The organism is Solwaraspora sp. WMMD792, from assembly GCF_029626105.1.
In the GTDB taxonomy this organism is placed as follows: domain Bacteria; phylum Actinomycetota; class Actinomycetes; order Mycobacteriales; family Micromonosporaceae; genus Micromonospora_E.
Genome location: NZ_JARUBH010000009.1, coordinates 2596573 through 2613470 on the forward strand (window position 1 = coordinate 2596573; position 16898 = coordinate 2613470).

8 protein-coding genes and 1 tRNA gene are annotated in these 16898 nt (G+C 71.0%); 6 read left to right on the top strand and 3 right to left on the bottom strand.

What is annotated here, in order from left to right; all coding sequences use genetic code 11:
• The first annotated feature begins 160 nt into the window (after positions 1-160).
• Positions 161-247 (top strand) — tRNA-Leu (locus tag O7629_RS13080).
• 457 nt (positions 248-704) lie between these two features.
• Positions 705-1580 (top strand): hypothetical protein, encoded by an 876-nt coding sequence (locus O7629_RS13085; protein ID WP_278169435.1) that lies wholly within the window; start codon positions 705-707, stop codon positions 1578-1580.
• Between the two features lie 100 nt (positions 1581-1680).
• Here the strand turns inward: O7629_RS13085 and O7629_RS13090 are convergent, their stop codons facing one another.
• The 3 genes from O7629_RS13090 to O7629_RS13100 are packed head-to-tail and all read right to left on the bottom strand — an operon-like array spanning position 1681 to position 5446.
• Positions 1681-2775, bottom strand: coding sequence for a sulfotransferase (locus O7629_RS13090; RefSeq protein WP_278169436.1), 1095 nt, complete (start codon positions 2773-2775; stop codon positions 1681-1683).
• A complete protein-coding gene (locus O7629_RS13095) occupies positions 2772-4136 on the bottom strand; it encodes a glycosyltransferase (RefSeq protein ID WP_278169437.1) in 1365 nt (454 codons plus the stop codon). The genes O7629_RS13090 and O7629_RS13095 overlap by 4 nt, the downstream gene beginning before the upstream one ends.
• A complete protein-coding gene (locus O7629_RS13100) occupies positions 4133-5446 on the bottom strand; it encodes a cytochrome P450 (protein ID WP_278169438.1) in 1314 nt (437 codons plus the stop codon). Before O7629_RS13100 ends, O7629_RS13095 begins: the two co-directional genes overlap by 4 nt.
• A 531-nt stretch (positions 5447-5977) precedes the next feature.
• Here O7629_RS13100 and O7629_RS13105 point away from each other — a divergent pair.
• Genes O7629_RS13105 through O7629_RS13120 form a run of 4 tightly spaced genes read left to right on the top strand, consistent with a single transcriptional unit; the run spans position 5978 to position 16810 of the window.
• On the top strand, positions 5978-13345 hold the full coding sequence (locus tag O7629_RS13105) for a non-ribosomal peptide synthetase (RefSeq protein ID WP_278169439.1): 7368 nt from the start codon (positions 5978-5980) through the stop codon (positions 13343-13345).
• On the top strand, positions 13342-14520 hold the full coding sequence (locus O7629_RS13110; RefSeq protein WP_278169440.1) for an FAD-dependent monooxygenase: 1179 nt from the start codon (positions 13342-13344) through the stop codon (positions 14518-14520). Before O7629_RS13105 ends, O7629_RS13110 begins: the two co-directional genes overlap by 4 nt.
• On the top strand, positions 14517-15923 hold the full coding sequence (locus O7629_RS13115) for a hypothetical protein (protein WP_278169441.1): 1407 nt from the start codon (positions 14517-14519) through the stop codon (positions 15921-15923). The genes O7629_RS13110 and O7629_RS13115 overlap by 4 nt, the downstream gene beginning before the upstream one ends.
• Complete coding sequence (locus O7629_RS13120; protein ID WP_278169442.1) at positions 15920-16810, top strand: SDR family oxidoreductase; 891 nt, start codon at positions 15920-15922, stop codon at positions 16808-16810. The genes O7629_RS13115 and O7629_RS13120 overlap by 4 nt, the downstream gene beginning before the upstream one ends.
• Positions 16811-16898: the final 88 nt, after the last annotated feature.

Consider the following 16898-nt stretch of genomic DNA (forward strand, 5'->3'; position numbering starts at 1 on the left):
GTTAGCCGCCACGCCTGCCGACAGCGCCGTCAGCACGGTTGTGCATGATCCACTCCCTTCGTGTACAGTCTTGCCCCGTGCGGCCCTCAGCCGCCGGCCCCACGGTGTCGACGTCCGGCTGTCGACCTACCGGATGGGGGCGGTAGAGTGGTCCGGGCAGGTCCGGGTGGCGGAATGGCAGACGCGCTAGCTTGAGGTGCTAGTGCCCGTATAGGGCGTGGGGGTTCAAGTCCCCCCTCGGACACCAGTTCTGGTGGAATTTTACTGATCGTGAGTCGGACTCGACTCCGCAGCTGTGCACGCACGACATACCCGCTGTAACAGGTGATCGTCGGCACCGGCGAGCCGCACATCGCTACCGGCGCGCAGCGGCGTGCTCCCGGTTGGACCGGCCATGACATCACCTCGTCGCCGCGACCGTGAGCAGCTCATCGACGCCTTCATCCCCACCCCGATGCCCAACCGACCGCGACCCCGCCCGGTACCGGGTGAAAGCCGGCAAGCAGCGCGGGCCATGGCCGAGCTTCGTTCCCGTACCCTCGCCGATAGGGAGGAGAACCCGCTTGCGCCAGGCGTTCGGCGTACGCGACGGTATCGGCGCCTGCGGCGAGACACGCGATGTTTCCGGGGTGGCCGTGGCGCGGGATCTGCTCCGTCGTAAACGATCTCGGCGCAACCGCCGCGTGCACTCTGGAGGTTGACGTATGAAGCCCGCCGCCCAGGTGGCATGGTCGGCCACGATCGCGGCGCGGATGATCGAGGCCCTCGCACACGGCTCTGCTGCCGGTGGTGACGCCGACGGGGACCGGCTGGCGAAGACAGTCGCGGCGTACGCCGGGCTCGGTCCCTCCGACGTCGCCGAGATCCGCGGCAGCGTTGCGCGGGGCCGGGAGAGCCGGCAGAACCTCGTCGCGGCAGCCGCCGACTGGGCGACGCCGATCGACGAGGCGCTCACCGCCGGCCGCGACCTGCCACCGGCGCTGGCCGCGCTTGTCGACGGCGTCACGCCGGCGACCCTGGACCCGCTGGCGGGTGAGGTCTACGCCCGGGTATCGGCCGCGCGGGCCGCCGACACCCGCGATGAGGCCCGGTACCGCCGGCTCCACGCACGGTCCGAGCGCGTCGAAGCCGGAGAGCGTGCCGCGGACGCTGCCCGGCAGGCCGATCTCGGCGCGGTCCAATGGCGCTACCGCCCGTTCGTCGGCCCTTTCGTGCTGATCGGCATCCTCCTGACGGCACAAGCGGCCATTCCTGGGCTGGTGCTTTCGTGGTACTTCGGTCTGGGCGCGGTACCCATCGCTGCGGCCGCCGCCTGGGCCGTGGTGTGGATTCGCCGGCACTCGATGCTGCTGCTCCATGACGGCGGCCTCGTGGTGACCGGCGTGACCGGGCGCCTGCGGATGATGGCCACCTGGCACCAGATCGCCGGCATCGACGGGTGGTCGGCAGCCACGTGGGTGTACACGTGGGTCAACTACACCGTGACCCTGCGGTCGGGCCAACGGATCCGTTTCATCGCCGCCGCGAAAAGCGATGATCCGGACCTGGTATACACGGTGAACCGCGTTCTGCACGGATAAGACCTTGGATGGTCAGATTGTGTCGGATTCGAGGGTGAGTTCGGTGTGTGTGAGGGACCCGTCGAGTTGCTGGTGGGCGGCGGCGGCACCCAGCCCTGTTTCACGCCGGTACGGCGAAGTCGGGCACGTTGATCGTGGGATGCTCGGCGAGTACGGCACGTGCCAGCGCGTACTCCTCCTCGCGCAGCACCGGTGTCTCGGTGCGCTGGCGGCTGGCCCGGGACAGCGCCGTGCCCTCCTGGGAGTCGGCCGCGAACGTTTGGTAGGCGGCGTCGATCTCGTCGGCGGGCAGTCCACAGAATGCCAGCACCGCGGCCAGCGTCGCCGACAGATCTGCGGTGAGGTCCTCGTAGCGAACCGGCCGCAGCGGCACGCCGGCCCGGCCCAGCCGCAGGCAGGCCTCCATCGCGGAAAGCCAGGTGAGCAGGTACGCCTCGACCGGGGCGGGTTGGCGCTGGTGCCGGACGGCGAAGGGCATCAGCAGCGGCGCCTGTGCGGTGACGTACCGCAGGAACGTCTGCTGATCCTGGGGACCGGACAGGTGCGGGGTGAAGCCCTCGTGCATCGACTCCAGCCACCGTTCGGCGTGCCGGTAGAGAAAGATGCCACGGGCGTCGGGGAAGACCTGCTGGAACAGGTCGGCGAGTTGGATGCCGCTGGCGCGGAACTTGACGGCCAGCGTCCCGGTTCCCCGCCCGAGCAGCCGGGCGCAGCTGCGGAGCAGCTTCGCGTACTCGTCGTCACGGGTGGGATCCTCGTGCCGCGACACGGCGATCTGGGTGAAGACGTCGGGCTCGGAATAGCTGCGGACGCCGGTCACCGCACCGAGCGCGTGGCTGAGGGCGGTGGAGCCGCAGCGACCCACGGAGTAGACCAGGATCGGCCGCACCGGGTCCGGCACCTCCTCGGCGATCCGGTGCAGCGTCTCGTACGGCACGGTGAACAGTCGCCGCGCGTTCCGGTACTGGGCGAGGTAGACGAATGGCGCCCTGGTCAGGTCGACGTCTGGGGCGGTCTCGACGAAGTACGCCAGCTGGTCGTCGATGTCGAGGCAGTAGAGACTGACGTCCGGTCGGTGCAGCAGGTCCCGCGCCGGGAGCTGCCCGTCCGCGCGTGTCACGAAGTTCTGCGGTACGGCGGGGAAGAACTCGCCCGGAGCCACCTTGTCGACGATCCGTAGCACCTGCGCGATCATGCCGTCTCCCGTGGTCGTTCGACGCGGCCGGCGAGCTCGCGCAACAGGTCCGCCGCGCGCTCCACCCCACCAGCCTTACGGCTCTGCTCGCCCCAGTACCGGCTGCGCTGCCGGAAACCGTCCTCCGACAGCAGCCGGAGCAGCTTGTCGGCGACCTCGTCCGGGTCCACCGTGGGCGGGTCGTCGAGAGCCAGTCCGACGCCCGCGTCGACGGCCCGGGCCGCGATGTCGTAGCAGTCCAGCCAGAACGGGGTGAGCAGCATCGGTTGCCCGAAGTGGACGCCTTCGTGGAAGCCGTTCGCCCCGCCGTGGCAGACGAAGGCCCGTACGTGCGGGTGGGCGAGCACGGCCAGTTGGGACGGAATCCACTCCTCGGTGCGGACGTGCGGGGGCAGTGGCTTGGACAGCGCCGCGCGCTGGTCGGCCGGGAGTTTCCACAGCACCCGGTGTCGCGGGCCGATCCGGTCCAGTGCCTCGGCGAACGCGTCAAGCTGGGCGGTTGAGAGGGTGGCGAGGGTACCCAGGCCGACGTAGACCACGCTGGGATGCTGGTCCAGCCAGGCGGTCAGTTCGTCGACGGGCTGGCCGGGCCGGGTGACGTCGGTGGGCACGATCGCGCCCAACAGGTGCAGGTGGTCCGGCGCGGGAAAGGGATACTCCAGCCCGAACACCGTGTAGCCGAAGACAGCGGCCGCGGCGGCGGCGTGCTTCGCGGGGTCGCCGGACGCGTTGGCCAGCCCCAGGGTCCGGCGCCGCCGGGTCGGTCCGGCCACCGCGCGCAGCAGCGCCAGGTGCAACCGTACGCGGAACAGCGCATTGGTCAACTGCTGTGTCCTGGTCAGCCGGCGCGGCAGCCCGGAGGTGGGCGTCGGATAGTTCCACGGCAGACGGCTCAGGTAGACGGCACTTACCGGATAGGGCACGCTCAGCACGAAGGGCACGCCTGCGGTGGTCGCCGCGTCGAGCGCACCGAGGTTCATTACGTCGATGACCATCAATCGTGGGTTGACCCGATCGATGTGGTCCAGGGTCCGCTGGTAGACCTGCGCGGTGGCATCGGCCGTACGCATGGTCCGGGCGAGTGCGGCCACGCCGGCGGTGCTACGTGGCCCCCGGGCCATCGCGGCGTACAGCCCGCCGTCGATCCGCACGGGGGTGTCTGCGCCGGGAAGGTACCGCAGCGGGCTGCCGATCGTTGCCGACTCGACCCGGTGCCGGGCCTCGGCGTCGACGCTGAACCAGAGGTCGGGTTCCCCCCGTCGGGACATCTCGGCGGCAATGGTCAGCAGCGGGTTGAGCTGTCCAGGGTGGGACGAGCTGGCGAACATGATCGGTCGGGGCGACGGCGCGGGCCCGATCATGACCGCAACCGCACCGGCAGGTGGTCGTAGCCACGTAGGACGCGGGTCGGTCGACGCCGTGGCACGCCGCCGAGCGCCAGGTCGGGGTACCGCTCGAACAGGCTACGCAGCCCGATCTCGCCTTCGAGCCGGGCCAGGCTGGCACCGAGGCAGTAGTGCGCACCGCTGGAGAAGGAGAGGTGGTCGCGCGCGTTGAGCCGGGTCACGTCAAAGCGGTCCGGATCGGCGAAGATGGCCGGGTCCCGGTTGGCCCCGCCCAGCATCGGTATCACGATCTCGCCCCGGCGTAGCCGTACACCGGCCACCTCGGTGTCGGCCCGGCAGTACCGGCCGGTCGTCTGCACCGGGGAGTCGTAGCGCAGGATCTCCTCCACCGCGGTGGGCCACCGGTGCGGCTCGGCACGCAGCAGGGCGAGTTGTTCGGGGTGAGCCAGCAGCAGCGCCGTGCCCGTGCCGAGGAGGTTCACGGTCGTCTCGAAGCCCGCAGCCATGAGCAGTCCGGCGAGAGCGACCAGTTCGTCCTCGGTCAGTCGTTCACCCTCGCTGTTCGGCAGCACCAGTTGGCTCAGCAGGTCATCACCGGGGTCGGCGCGCAGGTTGGCGAAGTGTCCCCGCAGCCAATCGTTCAGCTGCCGGGTTCCCGCCTCGACGCGCCGAAACTGGCCGAGGGACAGTCCCAGGTCCAATGCTGGCGATACGGCGGCGCCCCAGTCCAGAAAGCGTTGCCGCAACTGTGCCGGTACGCCGAGGATCTCCGCGATCATGGTGACCGGTAGCAGGCTGGCGTAGTGCGTGACCAGGTCCACCGGCCGGCCGTCCGGCGCGGCCCGCCCCAGTTCGTCGAGCAGGTCGGCGCAGTGTCGCTCGACCCGGGGTCGGAGGCTCTCGACCGCCCGCGCGGTGAAGACCTTGACGACGAGCCGGCGGTAACGGGTGTGCTCGGGTGGGTCGGTGACGAGCATCGACGGCGGGTCGATCGGCCCGACCGGCATCCGGCGTCGGCCGAGGTCGCGCAGCATCGCGATCGGGGCGGGCAACGGCAACGTGTCCGGATCGACACTGAATGCGTCGCTGCGGAGCACCTCGGTGGCCACGTCGTGCCGTGCGGTGCTCCACGTCAGGTGGCCACCTACGAGCGCACCGGTCTGGCGGACCTGGCGGTAGAACGGGTACGGGTCCTCGCGAATCATCGGGTCCAGGAAGTGGCGGACCTGTGGATCATCCCGGCGTGCTGCGGCGGCGACGCTGAGCCGCAGCAGTCCGTGCCGGGTCGCCCACCGGAGGAAGGTTCCTGGCCCGGCCCTCGGCACTCCCCTCGTCCGGTGCGCGATGCCGGCCCCAGATCGTCGATCCGACGAGTCCACCCGCCCCATTCCCTTCCAAAACCGCTGGTGACCAGAGCCGAACACCGATACGTCAACCCCGGTCAGACATCGATGCTGTTCATTGGGTGTCGAGTGCGCCGACCCGAATACACTTATACAGCAGTCGATGCTCGGCGCGCAACGCCTCCAGATTGGTCGACATCAGGCTCGAGTGGCGAGGATTGACTCATGGCGATGGCATTGCGTAGCCTCTCGGGTAAGCTGACCCAGCGTGATCAACTGGGCGGCTGTGACACAAAGCCACGCTCGAACGAGTTGCGCCGCGTGTGCGCCAGGAACAGGCATCAGGAAACAGCCGAGTACGGTCTTCGCATGGACTCTGCCGTCACGAGGGCGCTCCGTGGTGGCCAAGTTTCGACTGCAGCAGCGTCGCCCGCACATTGACCCGGTTCTTGATCATGACTGATCCGCAAAGGTCCAGGTCAGTGAGCGGCAGCGAGTAGAAGGTGCCCCGTGATGGACTCAGGTCGGACGCCGCCAACCACCTACCAATCAGACATCTGGGTCGCAAGTCGCTTATCTCCTGATCTTCCGCAGTTTAATGTGTGCGGATACGAACAGTTCGTCGGCCCGATCGACCACGAGCTCCTGCTGTCCTGTATGCAACAGGCCCTACAACGGAACGACGCGTTTCAATTACGTTTCGACGAGGAAAACGGGCAGCTCGTCCAATGGGTGGAGCCTGAGTCGGCGGTGGTCGAGGTCCATGATTTCGCCACCGCACCCGACCCCCACCAGGCGTGCCATTCCTGGATGGCGCAGGCGTTCTCCCAGCCGTTCAAGCTGCGCCGCAACCGGCTGTACCGGGTGGCCCTGCTCCGGGAGAGCGAGTCCGTCGCCTACGCGTACCTCAACGCGCACCACCTGGTCACCGACGGCTGGGGCGCCCGGCTGTTGCTGCGGCAGCTCTGCGCCGGGTACGCGGCGGCCGTCACGGGAGCAGAGCCTGCGGCCGACCGTGTCCCCTCCTACCTGGACCTCGCGCGAAGCACTGTCGACTACGCTAGTTCCCCCCAGCGACAACGCGACGTCGAGTACTTCCGCGCCAGCCTCGACGGAGTCACCCCCGCGCTGTTCGCTGGCCGGACCGCCGGTCGCTACCGGACCGCCCGGCACAACTTCCCCCTGCGTCCGGAGGTCGTCGACCGGATTCGGGCCACCGGCCAGTCACCGTTCACCTTCCTCGCGGCGGCTCTCGCGGTCTACCTCGGCCGGATACACCGCACCGATCAGGTCGTACTCGGCGTACCGGTGCTCAACCGGAGCACGTACGCGCAGCGGCAGACAGTCGGACACTTCGCCAACGAGCTACCGGTACCGGTCGCGGTTCCCGGTACGCACACCATGCTCGACCTGGTAGCCGAGCTGCAAGGGACCCTGCGCTCGCTGCGTACCCACCAACGCCTGTCCCGGGGCGAACTGCTGCGCGAGATCATGCCACCGGGCGGGCCCCGGCAGCTCTACGACGTGACCCTCTCCTGGCTGCGTTGGCCACGACCGGAGCCGATTCCCGGCATCACCCACCGGACGGTGGCCGCCAGCCGGCTACACGAACAGGACGCCCTGGCCGTGCTCGTCAACGAGTACGACGACGGCACGCTGACGGTCGACCTCGACTACTCCCTCGACGTGTTCGACGAGAACTTCCCCGTCACGGCGCTGGCCCGGCACCTCGAGACCCTCATCGTCAACGCGCTCGACCGGCCCGGGGAGCCGTTGGCCCGGATCCCGATGCTCACCGACGCCGAACGCGACCTGGTCACCGGGGCGCACGACGGCAGTGACGTCGAGTACCCGACCGAGGCGACGCTGCACGGCCTGTTCGAGGAACAGGCCGCCCGGACACCCGACCGGGTCGCCGTGGTGGCGGACGGCACCGGCGACACACTCAGCTACGCCGAACTCGATGCCCGCGCGAACCAGGTGGCACGAGCGCTGCGCGCCGACGGCGTCGGCCCCGACGACCGGGTGGCCATCCTGGCCGAACGGGGGGTGCCCCTGATCGCCGGGATCCTCGGCTCCCTGAAGGCGGGCGGAGCCTACGTTCCCATCGACCCGGACCAGCCGCCGGCCCGGATCCGGCGGTTGCTCGTCGACAGCGGCGCCAAGGTGTTGCTGACGACCGCGCACGCGGAGCGGGAGCGCGGTGACCACGACGTCGTCGCGGGACTGACCGTGCGCCACCTCGACGCGCTGACGACCGGTCCGAGCGACCCGGTCGGACCAATCGCCCGGGCCACTGACCTCGCCTACGTCATCTACACCTCGGGATCGACCGGCGAGCCCAAGGGGGTGATGGTCGAGCACCGCTCGGTGGTCAACCGGCTCGCCTGGATGCAGCGTCAGTACCCTCTCACCGGCGACGACGTGCTGGTGCAGAAGACGCCGGTCTCGTTCGACGTCTCGGTGTGGGAGCTGTTCTGGTGGGCGCTCGCGGGTGCCCGGCTCGTCCTGCCTCGCCCCGGGGCGCACCGGGATCCCCGTGCGCTGGCGGCCGTCGTGGCGCGGCACGGCGTGACGGTCATCCACTTCGTACCGTCGATGTTGGGGCCGTTTCTCGACCTGCTGGATCAGGCGCCGGACCGGCGTCGGCAGGCCGACACGCTCCGGCTGGTCTTCGCCAGCGGCGAGGAGCTGCCCGCCCGGCGGGTCGACCAGTTCCACCGACTGTGGCACCCGCCGCCAGGCGCCGATCCCGCCGCCAAGCCACGGCTGGTCAACCTGTACGGGCCGACCGAGGCGACGGTCGACGTCTCGCATCACGAGTGCCACCACGATCCGGACCGGCCGACGCGTCGGGTGCCGATCGGCCGCCCGATCGACAACGTCCGGCTCTACGTGCTGGGCCCCGACGACCAGCCGCAGCCGGTGGGCGCGGTCGGCGAGCTGTGCGTCGCCGGGGTCGCCGTCGCCCGAGGCTACCTGGGACGCCCCGGAGCTGATGGGGCGGGAGCCGGCGATGCCGGAGCCGATGGGGCAGTTCCGACCGCACGACGGTTCGTCACCGATCCGGTACGCGGCGAGGGCCGGATGTACCGCACCGGTGACCTCGCGCGCCGGCTCGCCGACGGCAGCCTCGAATACCTTGGCCGCATCGACGGGCAGGTGAAGATCCGGGGAAACCGGGTCGAGCCCGGCGAGGTCCAGCAGGTACTCGCCAGCCACCCGGGGATCCGGGAGGCGGTGGTCGTGGCCCGTACCTCCGCCAGCCGGGACGCCTACCTGGCCGGCTACTACGTGGCGGAGACGGATCTCGATCCGGTACGGCTGCGCGGTCACCTGCTTCGCCAGCTGCCGGACTTCATGGTGCCCGCCCTGTTCGCCCGGCTGGACCGGGTTCCGCTCACCCGCAACGGCAAGCTCGACGTCGAGGCGCTGCCCGACCCCGTGGCTCGGCAGCAGCGGGAACTCGACCAGCAGCCCCGCGACGACCTGGAGCGGACGCTCGCCGCGATCTGGTCGCAGGTACTCGACCTGCCGTCGATCGGCATCCACCAGGACTACTACGCCGTCGGCGGCGACTCGATCCTGGCATTGCGGGTGCATGCCGAGGCGCAGCGGCAGGGCCTGCACTTCACCCTCGCCGACCTGGCCGAGCGGCCGACCGTGGCGGCGCTGGCGAGCAAGGTACGGCACATCGCGCCGGCCGACCAGCCGACCGACCCGGCCGCCCCGTTCGCGCTCGTCTCCCCGCTGGACCGGGCCCGGCTCGGCGAGGCGGCCGACGCCTCCCCGGCCACCGCGCTGCAACTCGGCCTCCTGTACCACAGCAGCGAGCACGAGGCGGCCACCGCCTACCACGACGTCTTCCGCTACTCGGTCCGGATGTCGTGGCACGAGGAGGCGTTCCGCACGGCGTACGACCGGCTCGTCGCCCGGCACCCCGGCCTACGCTCCTCCTTCGACCTGGGCGGCTTCACCGAGCCGCTGCAGATCGTGCACAACCGGATCGCCGGCGGCCTCGAGGTGGTCGATCTGCGCACCCGCGATCCGGAGGTTGCCCGCGCCGAGGTGCTGGCGCACATGCGACAGCGGCGCCGCCACCGGTACGCCTTCGACCGCCCCCCACTGTTCCTGTTCCGGGCGCACCTGCTCCCGTCCGGTGTGGTCGACCTGGTGTTCAGCTTCCACCACGTCCTGCTGGACGGCTGGAGCGTGGCCACCGTCATCGGTGACCTGTTCCGCGACTACCTGCACCTGACCGGCGCCGCAATCGCGGCGGTCAGCGAGACGGCGCTGCCCGGACCGGCCGCGTACGCCGCCGAGGAGCGCCGGGCGCTCGCCTCGGAACCGGCCCGACGGTTCTGGGCCGACCGGCTCGCCGGTGCCGAGCCGACCCAGCTCGACGGCTTCCGGCAGTACGAGCCGCCGGGCGCAGACGAGCCGCCGGTCCACCTGGTCGCCCTGCCGCAACCCCTGGAGCAGCGGGTACGCGCATTCGCCCGCGATCACGGTCTGCCAGTAAAGTCGCTGTTCCTCGCCGCCTACTGCCTGACGGTACGGCTGTACTCCGGTGCCACCGACGTGACCGTAGGGCTGGTCACCCACGGCCGCCCGGAACTGGCCGGGGCGGACCGGATGGCCGGGCTGTTCCTCAACACGGTGCCGTTGCGCCTCGGGCCCGGACCCGAGCCCGCCTCCTGGCTGGCGACCGTTCGGCAGGTGTACCGGCGGGAGCAGGAGTGCCAGCCGTACCGGCGGTATCCGCTGCACGCCATCCAGCACGACCGAGGTGCCGGGCCGGTGTTCGAACTCGCCTTCAACTACGTGCACATGCACGTCCTGGCGCCGCTGCTCGAACTGCCAACGATCGAACCGCTCGGTTTCGACGCCTGGGAGGAGACCAACTTCACGCTGTTGCTGAACGTGTTCGTGCACCCGGCGGAGCAGCGCGTGTCGCTGCGCATCGACGCGGACCGCCGGACGATCACCCGGGCGCAGAGCGGCCTGATCGCCGACACGTACCTGCGGATCCTCGGCCGGATCGTCGACGAGCCGGACGCCGTACCGGACTTCGGATTCCTGGCCGCCCCGGCCGGGGCGCTGGCCACGCCCGGGCCAGGCGGCACAGCCGGGCCGAGCGGCACAGCCGAGCCGGGTGGCACAGCCGAGCCCACCGGCACGCCGGGCGGGGCACGCAGCGACATCGTCCGCCGCCTCGCCGACCACGTACGGCGTACCCCGGAGGCCGTCGCGGTCGCCGCCGGAACCCGGCGGTGGACGTACGCGCGGTTCCACCGCGAGGTCGACCGGATCGCCTCCGCGCTGGCTTACGCCGGCGTACGGCGGGGCGACCTGGTCGGGGTCGCGGTGGGCCGCTCCCCCGAGATGATCGCGGCGATCTACGGCATCGCCCTGGCCGGGGCGGCCTGCGTCCCGCTGGACGTGACCTACCCGCCGGAGCGGATCGCGGCGATGCTCGCCCAGGCGCGACCGGCCCTGGTCGTCGCGGACCGGCAGCACGCCGAACTGATCGGCGAACCGGCCACGGTGCTCGTCGTGGATGACCTCCGTACGCCGTCCCGGGCGATCCTGCCGGCTCCGCTGCCCCCGATCCGGCCGGACGACCTGCTCTACGTGCTGTTCACCTCCGGCTCGACCGGTACCCCGAAAGGGGTGGCGATGTCCCACGCCGCCCTCGACAACTACCAGCAGTGGCAGGTGGCGGCGGCCAGTTCGGCGGCGGGCGGCGTCACCTTGCAGTTCGCCCCGCTCAGCTTCGACGTGTCGTTCCAGGAGATCTACACCACGATCAGCGCCGGCGGCACCCTCCAGATCATCGACGAGCGGCAGCGCCGGGACACCCCGGAGCTGCTGCGGCTACTCGACCGCGAATCCGTCGAACGGATCTTCGTGCCGTACGTGGCCCTCCAGCAGCTCGCCGAGGCCGCGGTGGTGCTCGGTATCTATCCCCGGGCGCTGCGGGTGGTGATCTCGTCGGGCGAGCAGTTGCGGGTGACCGCCGAGATCCGCCGGTTCATCGCCGCGCTGCCGGCCGGCGCGATCCTGGAGAACCAGTACGGACCAACCGAAACCCACCTGGTCACCGCGTACCCGATGGCCGGCGACCCGGAGCGCTTCCCGAACCTGCCCCCGATCGGACCGCCGATTCCCGGGGTCGACGTGTACCTGTTGGACGAACGGCTACGCCCGGTGCCTACCGGGGTCGCCGGAGAGCTCTACTTCGGCGGGGTACAGGTGGCGCAGGGCTACTACCGGCAGCCCGAACTGACCAGCCAGCGGTTTCTGCCCAACCCGTTCGGCCCGCCCGGCGACCGGATCTACCGCACCGGCGACCTGGCCCGGGTGCTGCCCAACGGTGACCTGGTCTGGCTGGCCCGTACCGACACCCAGACCAAGATCCGGGGCTTCCGCGTGGAACCGCTCGAAGCCGAGATAGCGATCATGAAGCTGGCCGCGCAGCATCCGGGCATCCGCGAGGCCGCGGTGGTGGCGCGCCGGCGGGACAGCGTCGATGCCTTCCTGGCCGCCTTCCTCGTCGGCGATCCAGCCCGGGTCGACCTCGCCGACCTGCGTCGACGGCTGCGGGAAACGCTGCCCGAACACCTCGTTCCCACCAATTTCAGCTGGCTGCCCGAGATGCCGCTGACGCCGAGCGGCAAGCGCGACGACCGCCGTCTGCGGGAGCTGCCGCTGCAGGTGGAGACCGCACGACCGGTGGCACCACGGAACCGACGCGAACACGTTCTCGCCGAAATCGTCGCGGACCTGCTGCACCTGCCGCAGATCGGCGTCGACGACAACCTGTTCGAACTGGGCGCGACCTCACTCACCGCGATGCGCCTGGTCACCCTGATCGAGAAGCGGTACGACGTCGCCGTACCGGTCTCCGCCTTCGTCACCGCCCCCACCGTGGCCAGCCTGGCCGAGCTGCTTCGGGTCGGCGGCGCGGACCCGGCGGCGTTCGACCCGCTGGTGCCGATCCGCGCCGGCGGCAGCCGGCCACCGCTGTTCCTCGTGCACCCGATCGGCGGCAACGTCCTGTGTTATCTCCAGCTCGCCCGACAGCTGCCCGGCGAGCAACCCGTCTACGCGCTGCAGGCGGCCGGTGTCGACGCCGGGACCGAGCCGGTGCGGTCCGTGCCGGCGCTGGCCGCCAGCTACGTCGCGGCGATCCGCCGAATCCAGCCCGACGGGCCGTACGTGATCGGCGGCTGGTCGTTCGGCGGCGTGGTGGCCTTCGAGATGGCCCGCCAGCTCGACGCCGCCGGTACTGGCCCGGTCGAGCGGCTCATCCTCATCGACCCGATCGCCCGGCGGCCGGGTGATCCGGTGCCGGTCGCCGACGACGTACTGCTCGACTGGTTTTTCTGGGAGCTGATCCCGCTCGATCAGGACCGGCCGTCGCTGGAGCCGATCCCGGCGAATCTGGTTACGCCCGAGGAGAAGCTCGACTTCGTCGCCCGCCGGGCCGGCGCCGCCGGAGTGGTGCGCCCGGGCGGGTCGCGGGCGGCGGTGCGGCGGCTGTTCGAGGTCTTCAAGGCCAACTGGGAGGCGATCATCACCTACCACCCTGAGGTCGTCGACCAGGACATCACGCTGTTGCGGGCCGGCGACCCACTACCGACGCTGCTGGTACCGATGCACGACATCGCCGGAACGCTGCATCGCGACCCCCGCAACGGATGGGGCGAACTGACCACCGGCCGGATCGACGTGCTCGACGTACCCGGCAACCACCTGGCGCTGATGGAACCGCCGTACGTGGCGGGCGTGGCGGACCGGATCGCCGGGCTGTTGGCTGATTCGTCGGCGTGGTCGGCCGCCCGGGTCGAGTCCAGCCCGGTCGGCGGTGCGCAGTGACCACGCCCAAGGCGTTGATCGTCGGCGCGGGCATCGGCGGGCTGGCGGCGGCGGCGACGCTGCGTCGGGTCGGCATCGACGTCGAAATCTACGAACAGGGCGCTGAACCGCGACCGGCCGGGTCGGCGCTGTCACTGACCGGCAACGCGCGCGTCGCACTGCGCACCCTCGGCATCGATCTCGACGTCGAACGGCGGGGCCGGGTGTACCCGGCACTGCAGCTGCGCACCGCCGCCGGCCGCCTGATCAGGACCGTTCCGTTCGCGCACCTCGGCGACCGGGTCGGCGCGCAGAGCGTCGCCATCCACCGCGCCGAGCTGCATCAGGCCCTGCTCGCGGCGGCCGGCGACCCGCCGGTGCGCCTCGACGCGGCGGCCCGGCGGTTCCAGCTGGCCGGTGACCGGGTCCGGGTCGAGTTCCGCGACGGGCGGACCGCCGAGGGCGACCTGCTCATCGGCGCCGACGGATTCCATTCGGTGGTCCGCCGGCAGATCGCCGGGCCCGAACAGCCCCGCGAGCCCGGGTACGTCTGCTGGCTCGCGACCGTCCCGATGCGGCACCCGAAGATCCGGGACGGCTACGCCGCCCACTACTGGGGACGGGGCCAGCGGTTCGGTCTGGTACAGCTCGACGGCGACCGGGTCTACTGGTGGGCAACGTTGAACATGGCACCGGCCATGGCCCGCGACTGGCGGGGCGGCAAGGCCGACATCGAACGGACGTACACGGGCTGGGCCGAGGAGGTCCGGGCCGCGATCGCCCGGACCCCCGAGTCGGCGATCATCGCCGTGCCGGCACGGGACCGGCCGTTCCTCGAACGCTGGGGCCACGGACCGGTGACGCTGCTCGGTGACGCGGCACATCCGATGTTGCCGAGCCTCGGTCAGGGCGCGGCGGTGGCCGTGGAGGACGCCGTCGTCCTCGCCCACTGCCTGCGTCAGGCGGTCGACCTGCCGCTGGCCCTGCGGCGTTACGAGGCCGCGCGACGCGAGCGGACCCGCTGGATGGTCCACCAGGCGTACGCGCTGAGTCGGGTCGAGCAGCTGGCCCACCCACTCGCCGACCTGGCCCGCCGCGTCTACCTGCGCTGGCTGCCCGGTCGTCTCCTCGACCGACGCAACGAGATCGCGCTCACCTTCCCCGGTGTGCGCGACGAGACGGTGGCACCTGGATGAACGCGCAGCCGAACAGTCATTCACCGACCGAGGTGCGGCGGGCGCTGAGCCCGCTCGAACGCTGGTACTGGATCGCCGATCAGGTCTCGCCGCTCAACGTCATCGCCCGCGTCCAGGTACGCGGGCCGCTACCGGAACCGCTGCTGCGCGCCGCGCTGGACCGACTGCGTCGGCGACACCCGCTGCTGCGGGTGGCGATCGCCACCAAGCCGGACGGGCGTTCCCCCCGGTTCGTGCCGACCGACCGGCCGATCCCGCTGCGCCTGGTCGCCGACGACGAGGCAGGCTGGGAACGGTGGGTCGACGAGCACGAACTCGTCGACCGGGTCGACTGGCGTAGCGGCCCGCTGTGCCGGGCCGTGGCGCTGACCCGCCCCTCGGCCCGCGGGGTGGCCGACGACGAGGTGCACGACCTGCTGCTGACCATGCCGCACTGTGTCGCCGACGGCACGACCGTGCTCTCCCTGCTGCGACAGTGGGTCGACCTCGCCGAGCAGGAGCGTTCCCGTGCCGCGGGCACTGACGGCAGCGGGGACACCGAGCCGGGTGAGCCGGCGCTGCCCGGTTGCGAGGCGATGTTTCCCCGACGGTACCGAGGCCTGGTCGGGAGGCTGCGGCTGCGGTGGCTGCTGGCCCAGGACCTGTTCCGGGTACGCCGGTACCGGCCGGCCCGGGTCGTACCGAGCCGCTTCGTGCCGTTCACCGAGCGACGTACCCGGCTGATCTCCCGGGCCCTCGCCCCGGCGCAGGTCGAGGCGCTGGTAGCGGTCTGCCGTAGAGAGCAGACCACGGTGCACGGCGCGCTCGCGGCGGCGATGGTGCTGGCCGTGGCCGCAGAGGCCGGCTCACCGGCACCGGGACACGTCACGATCGGTTCCCCGATCACCTTCCGGGACGCGCTGGTACCCGCCGTACCCGAGCGGGCCGTCGGCACGTACGTCGCCACCGTGCCCACCTTCGTCGCGTACCGTCCGGACCGCTCCCTCTGGGACGTTGCCCGGTCGATCGGTGCGGATCTCGCGGTCCGCCGCCGGGCGGGTGGCCACTTCGCCATGGTCGACGTGGTCACGATCTCCTGCCCGAGGTCGGTGGCCACCGCCGGGCGGTTCATCGCGATGATGGAACGGACCGGACCGGTCAACCTGTGCCTGTCCAACATCGGTCGGTACGACTTTCCCGACCGGGTCGGGCCGTGGCGGCTCTCCGGTGCCCAGTTCGTCGCCGGACTGTCCGTGGTCGGCTACTTCGTATCCACTGTGAATACCAGCCACGGGCAACTGTCCTGGAACTTCACCTACGTGCCCGACGCGCTGTCACCGGATCGGGCGGCCGCGCTGGTGGCGGCGAGTATCGACGCGGTACTCGCCGCGATCGACTCTCAATCGGAGCGGAGCCGGCCGTGAGCAAGGGAACGCGACGCATCTCCCCGACAGGCCGTACCGTGGTGGTCACGGGCGCGTCGTCCGGCCTCGGCCGGGAAGCGGCGCTGCACCTGGCCCGGATCGGTTTCCGGGTCTTCGCCGGAGTACGCGCCCCGGCCGACGGCGAGCGGCTGCTCGCGGAGTCGTCGGGCGACCGGCTGTATCCGCTGCGCATCGACGTGACGCGCTCTGATCAGATCCGGCAGGCGGTCGACGAGGTGACCGGGCGGCTCGGCGACACCGGACTCTGGGGCCTGGTCAACAACGCCGGTGTCGCCCAACCCGGTCCGTTGGAGTGCCTGCCCACAGCAGCGCTCCGGCGGCAGTTGGAGACGAACGTGATCGGCCAGGTCGAGACGATCCAGGGGTTCCTGCCGCTGCTGCGGGCCGGCCGGGGCCGGATCGTGAACGTCACCTCGGGGCTCGGCCGGGTCGCGCTGCCGTACCTCGGCGCGTACGCGGCGGCGCAGTTCGCGAAGGAGGCGATCAGCGACAGCCTGCGGCGCGAGTTGCGTCCGTCCGGCGTCACGGTGTCGGTGGTGCAGCCGGGCGCGATCCGTACCCCGATCTGGGAGAAGCTCGACCAGGCCGGCGAAGAGGTCATCGACGGCGCGCCGGAGTCGACCGTGGCGTTGTACCGGGGTCCGTTCCGGGCCTTCCTGCGCGACAACGCACGCCAGGTGCTCCGCAGCAGGACCACACCTGCGCGGTACGCCCGGACGGTGGCTCGCGCCCTCACCGCGTCCCGGCCGAAGACCCGCTATCCGGTCGGCCCGGACGTCCGGTTCGCCAGCCTGGCCGCCCGGTTGTTGCCGGACACCCTGATCGACCGCAACCTCGCCGCGCGGGTGCGGCCCCGCGAGGGCTGACCCGCCCGCCCCGCGGTGCCGGGCAGAGACCAGGCCCGGCCCGGCCCCGGAACTTCAGCTCGTGACGACCGACCTCGAAAGGTGGACA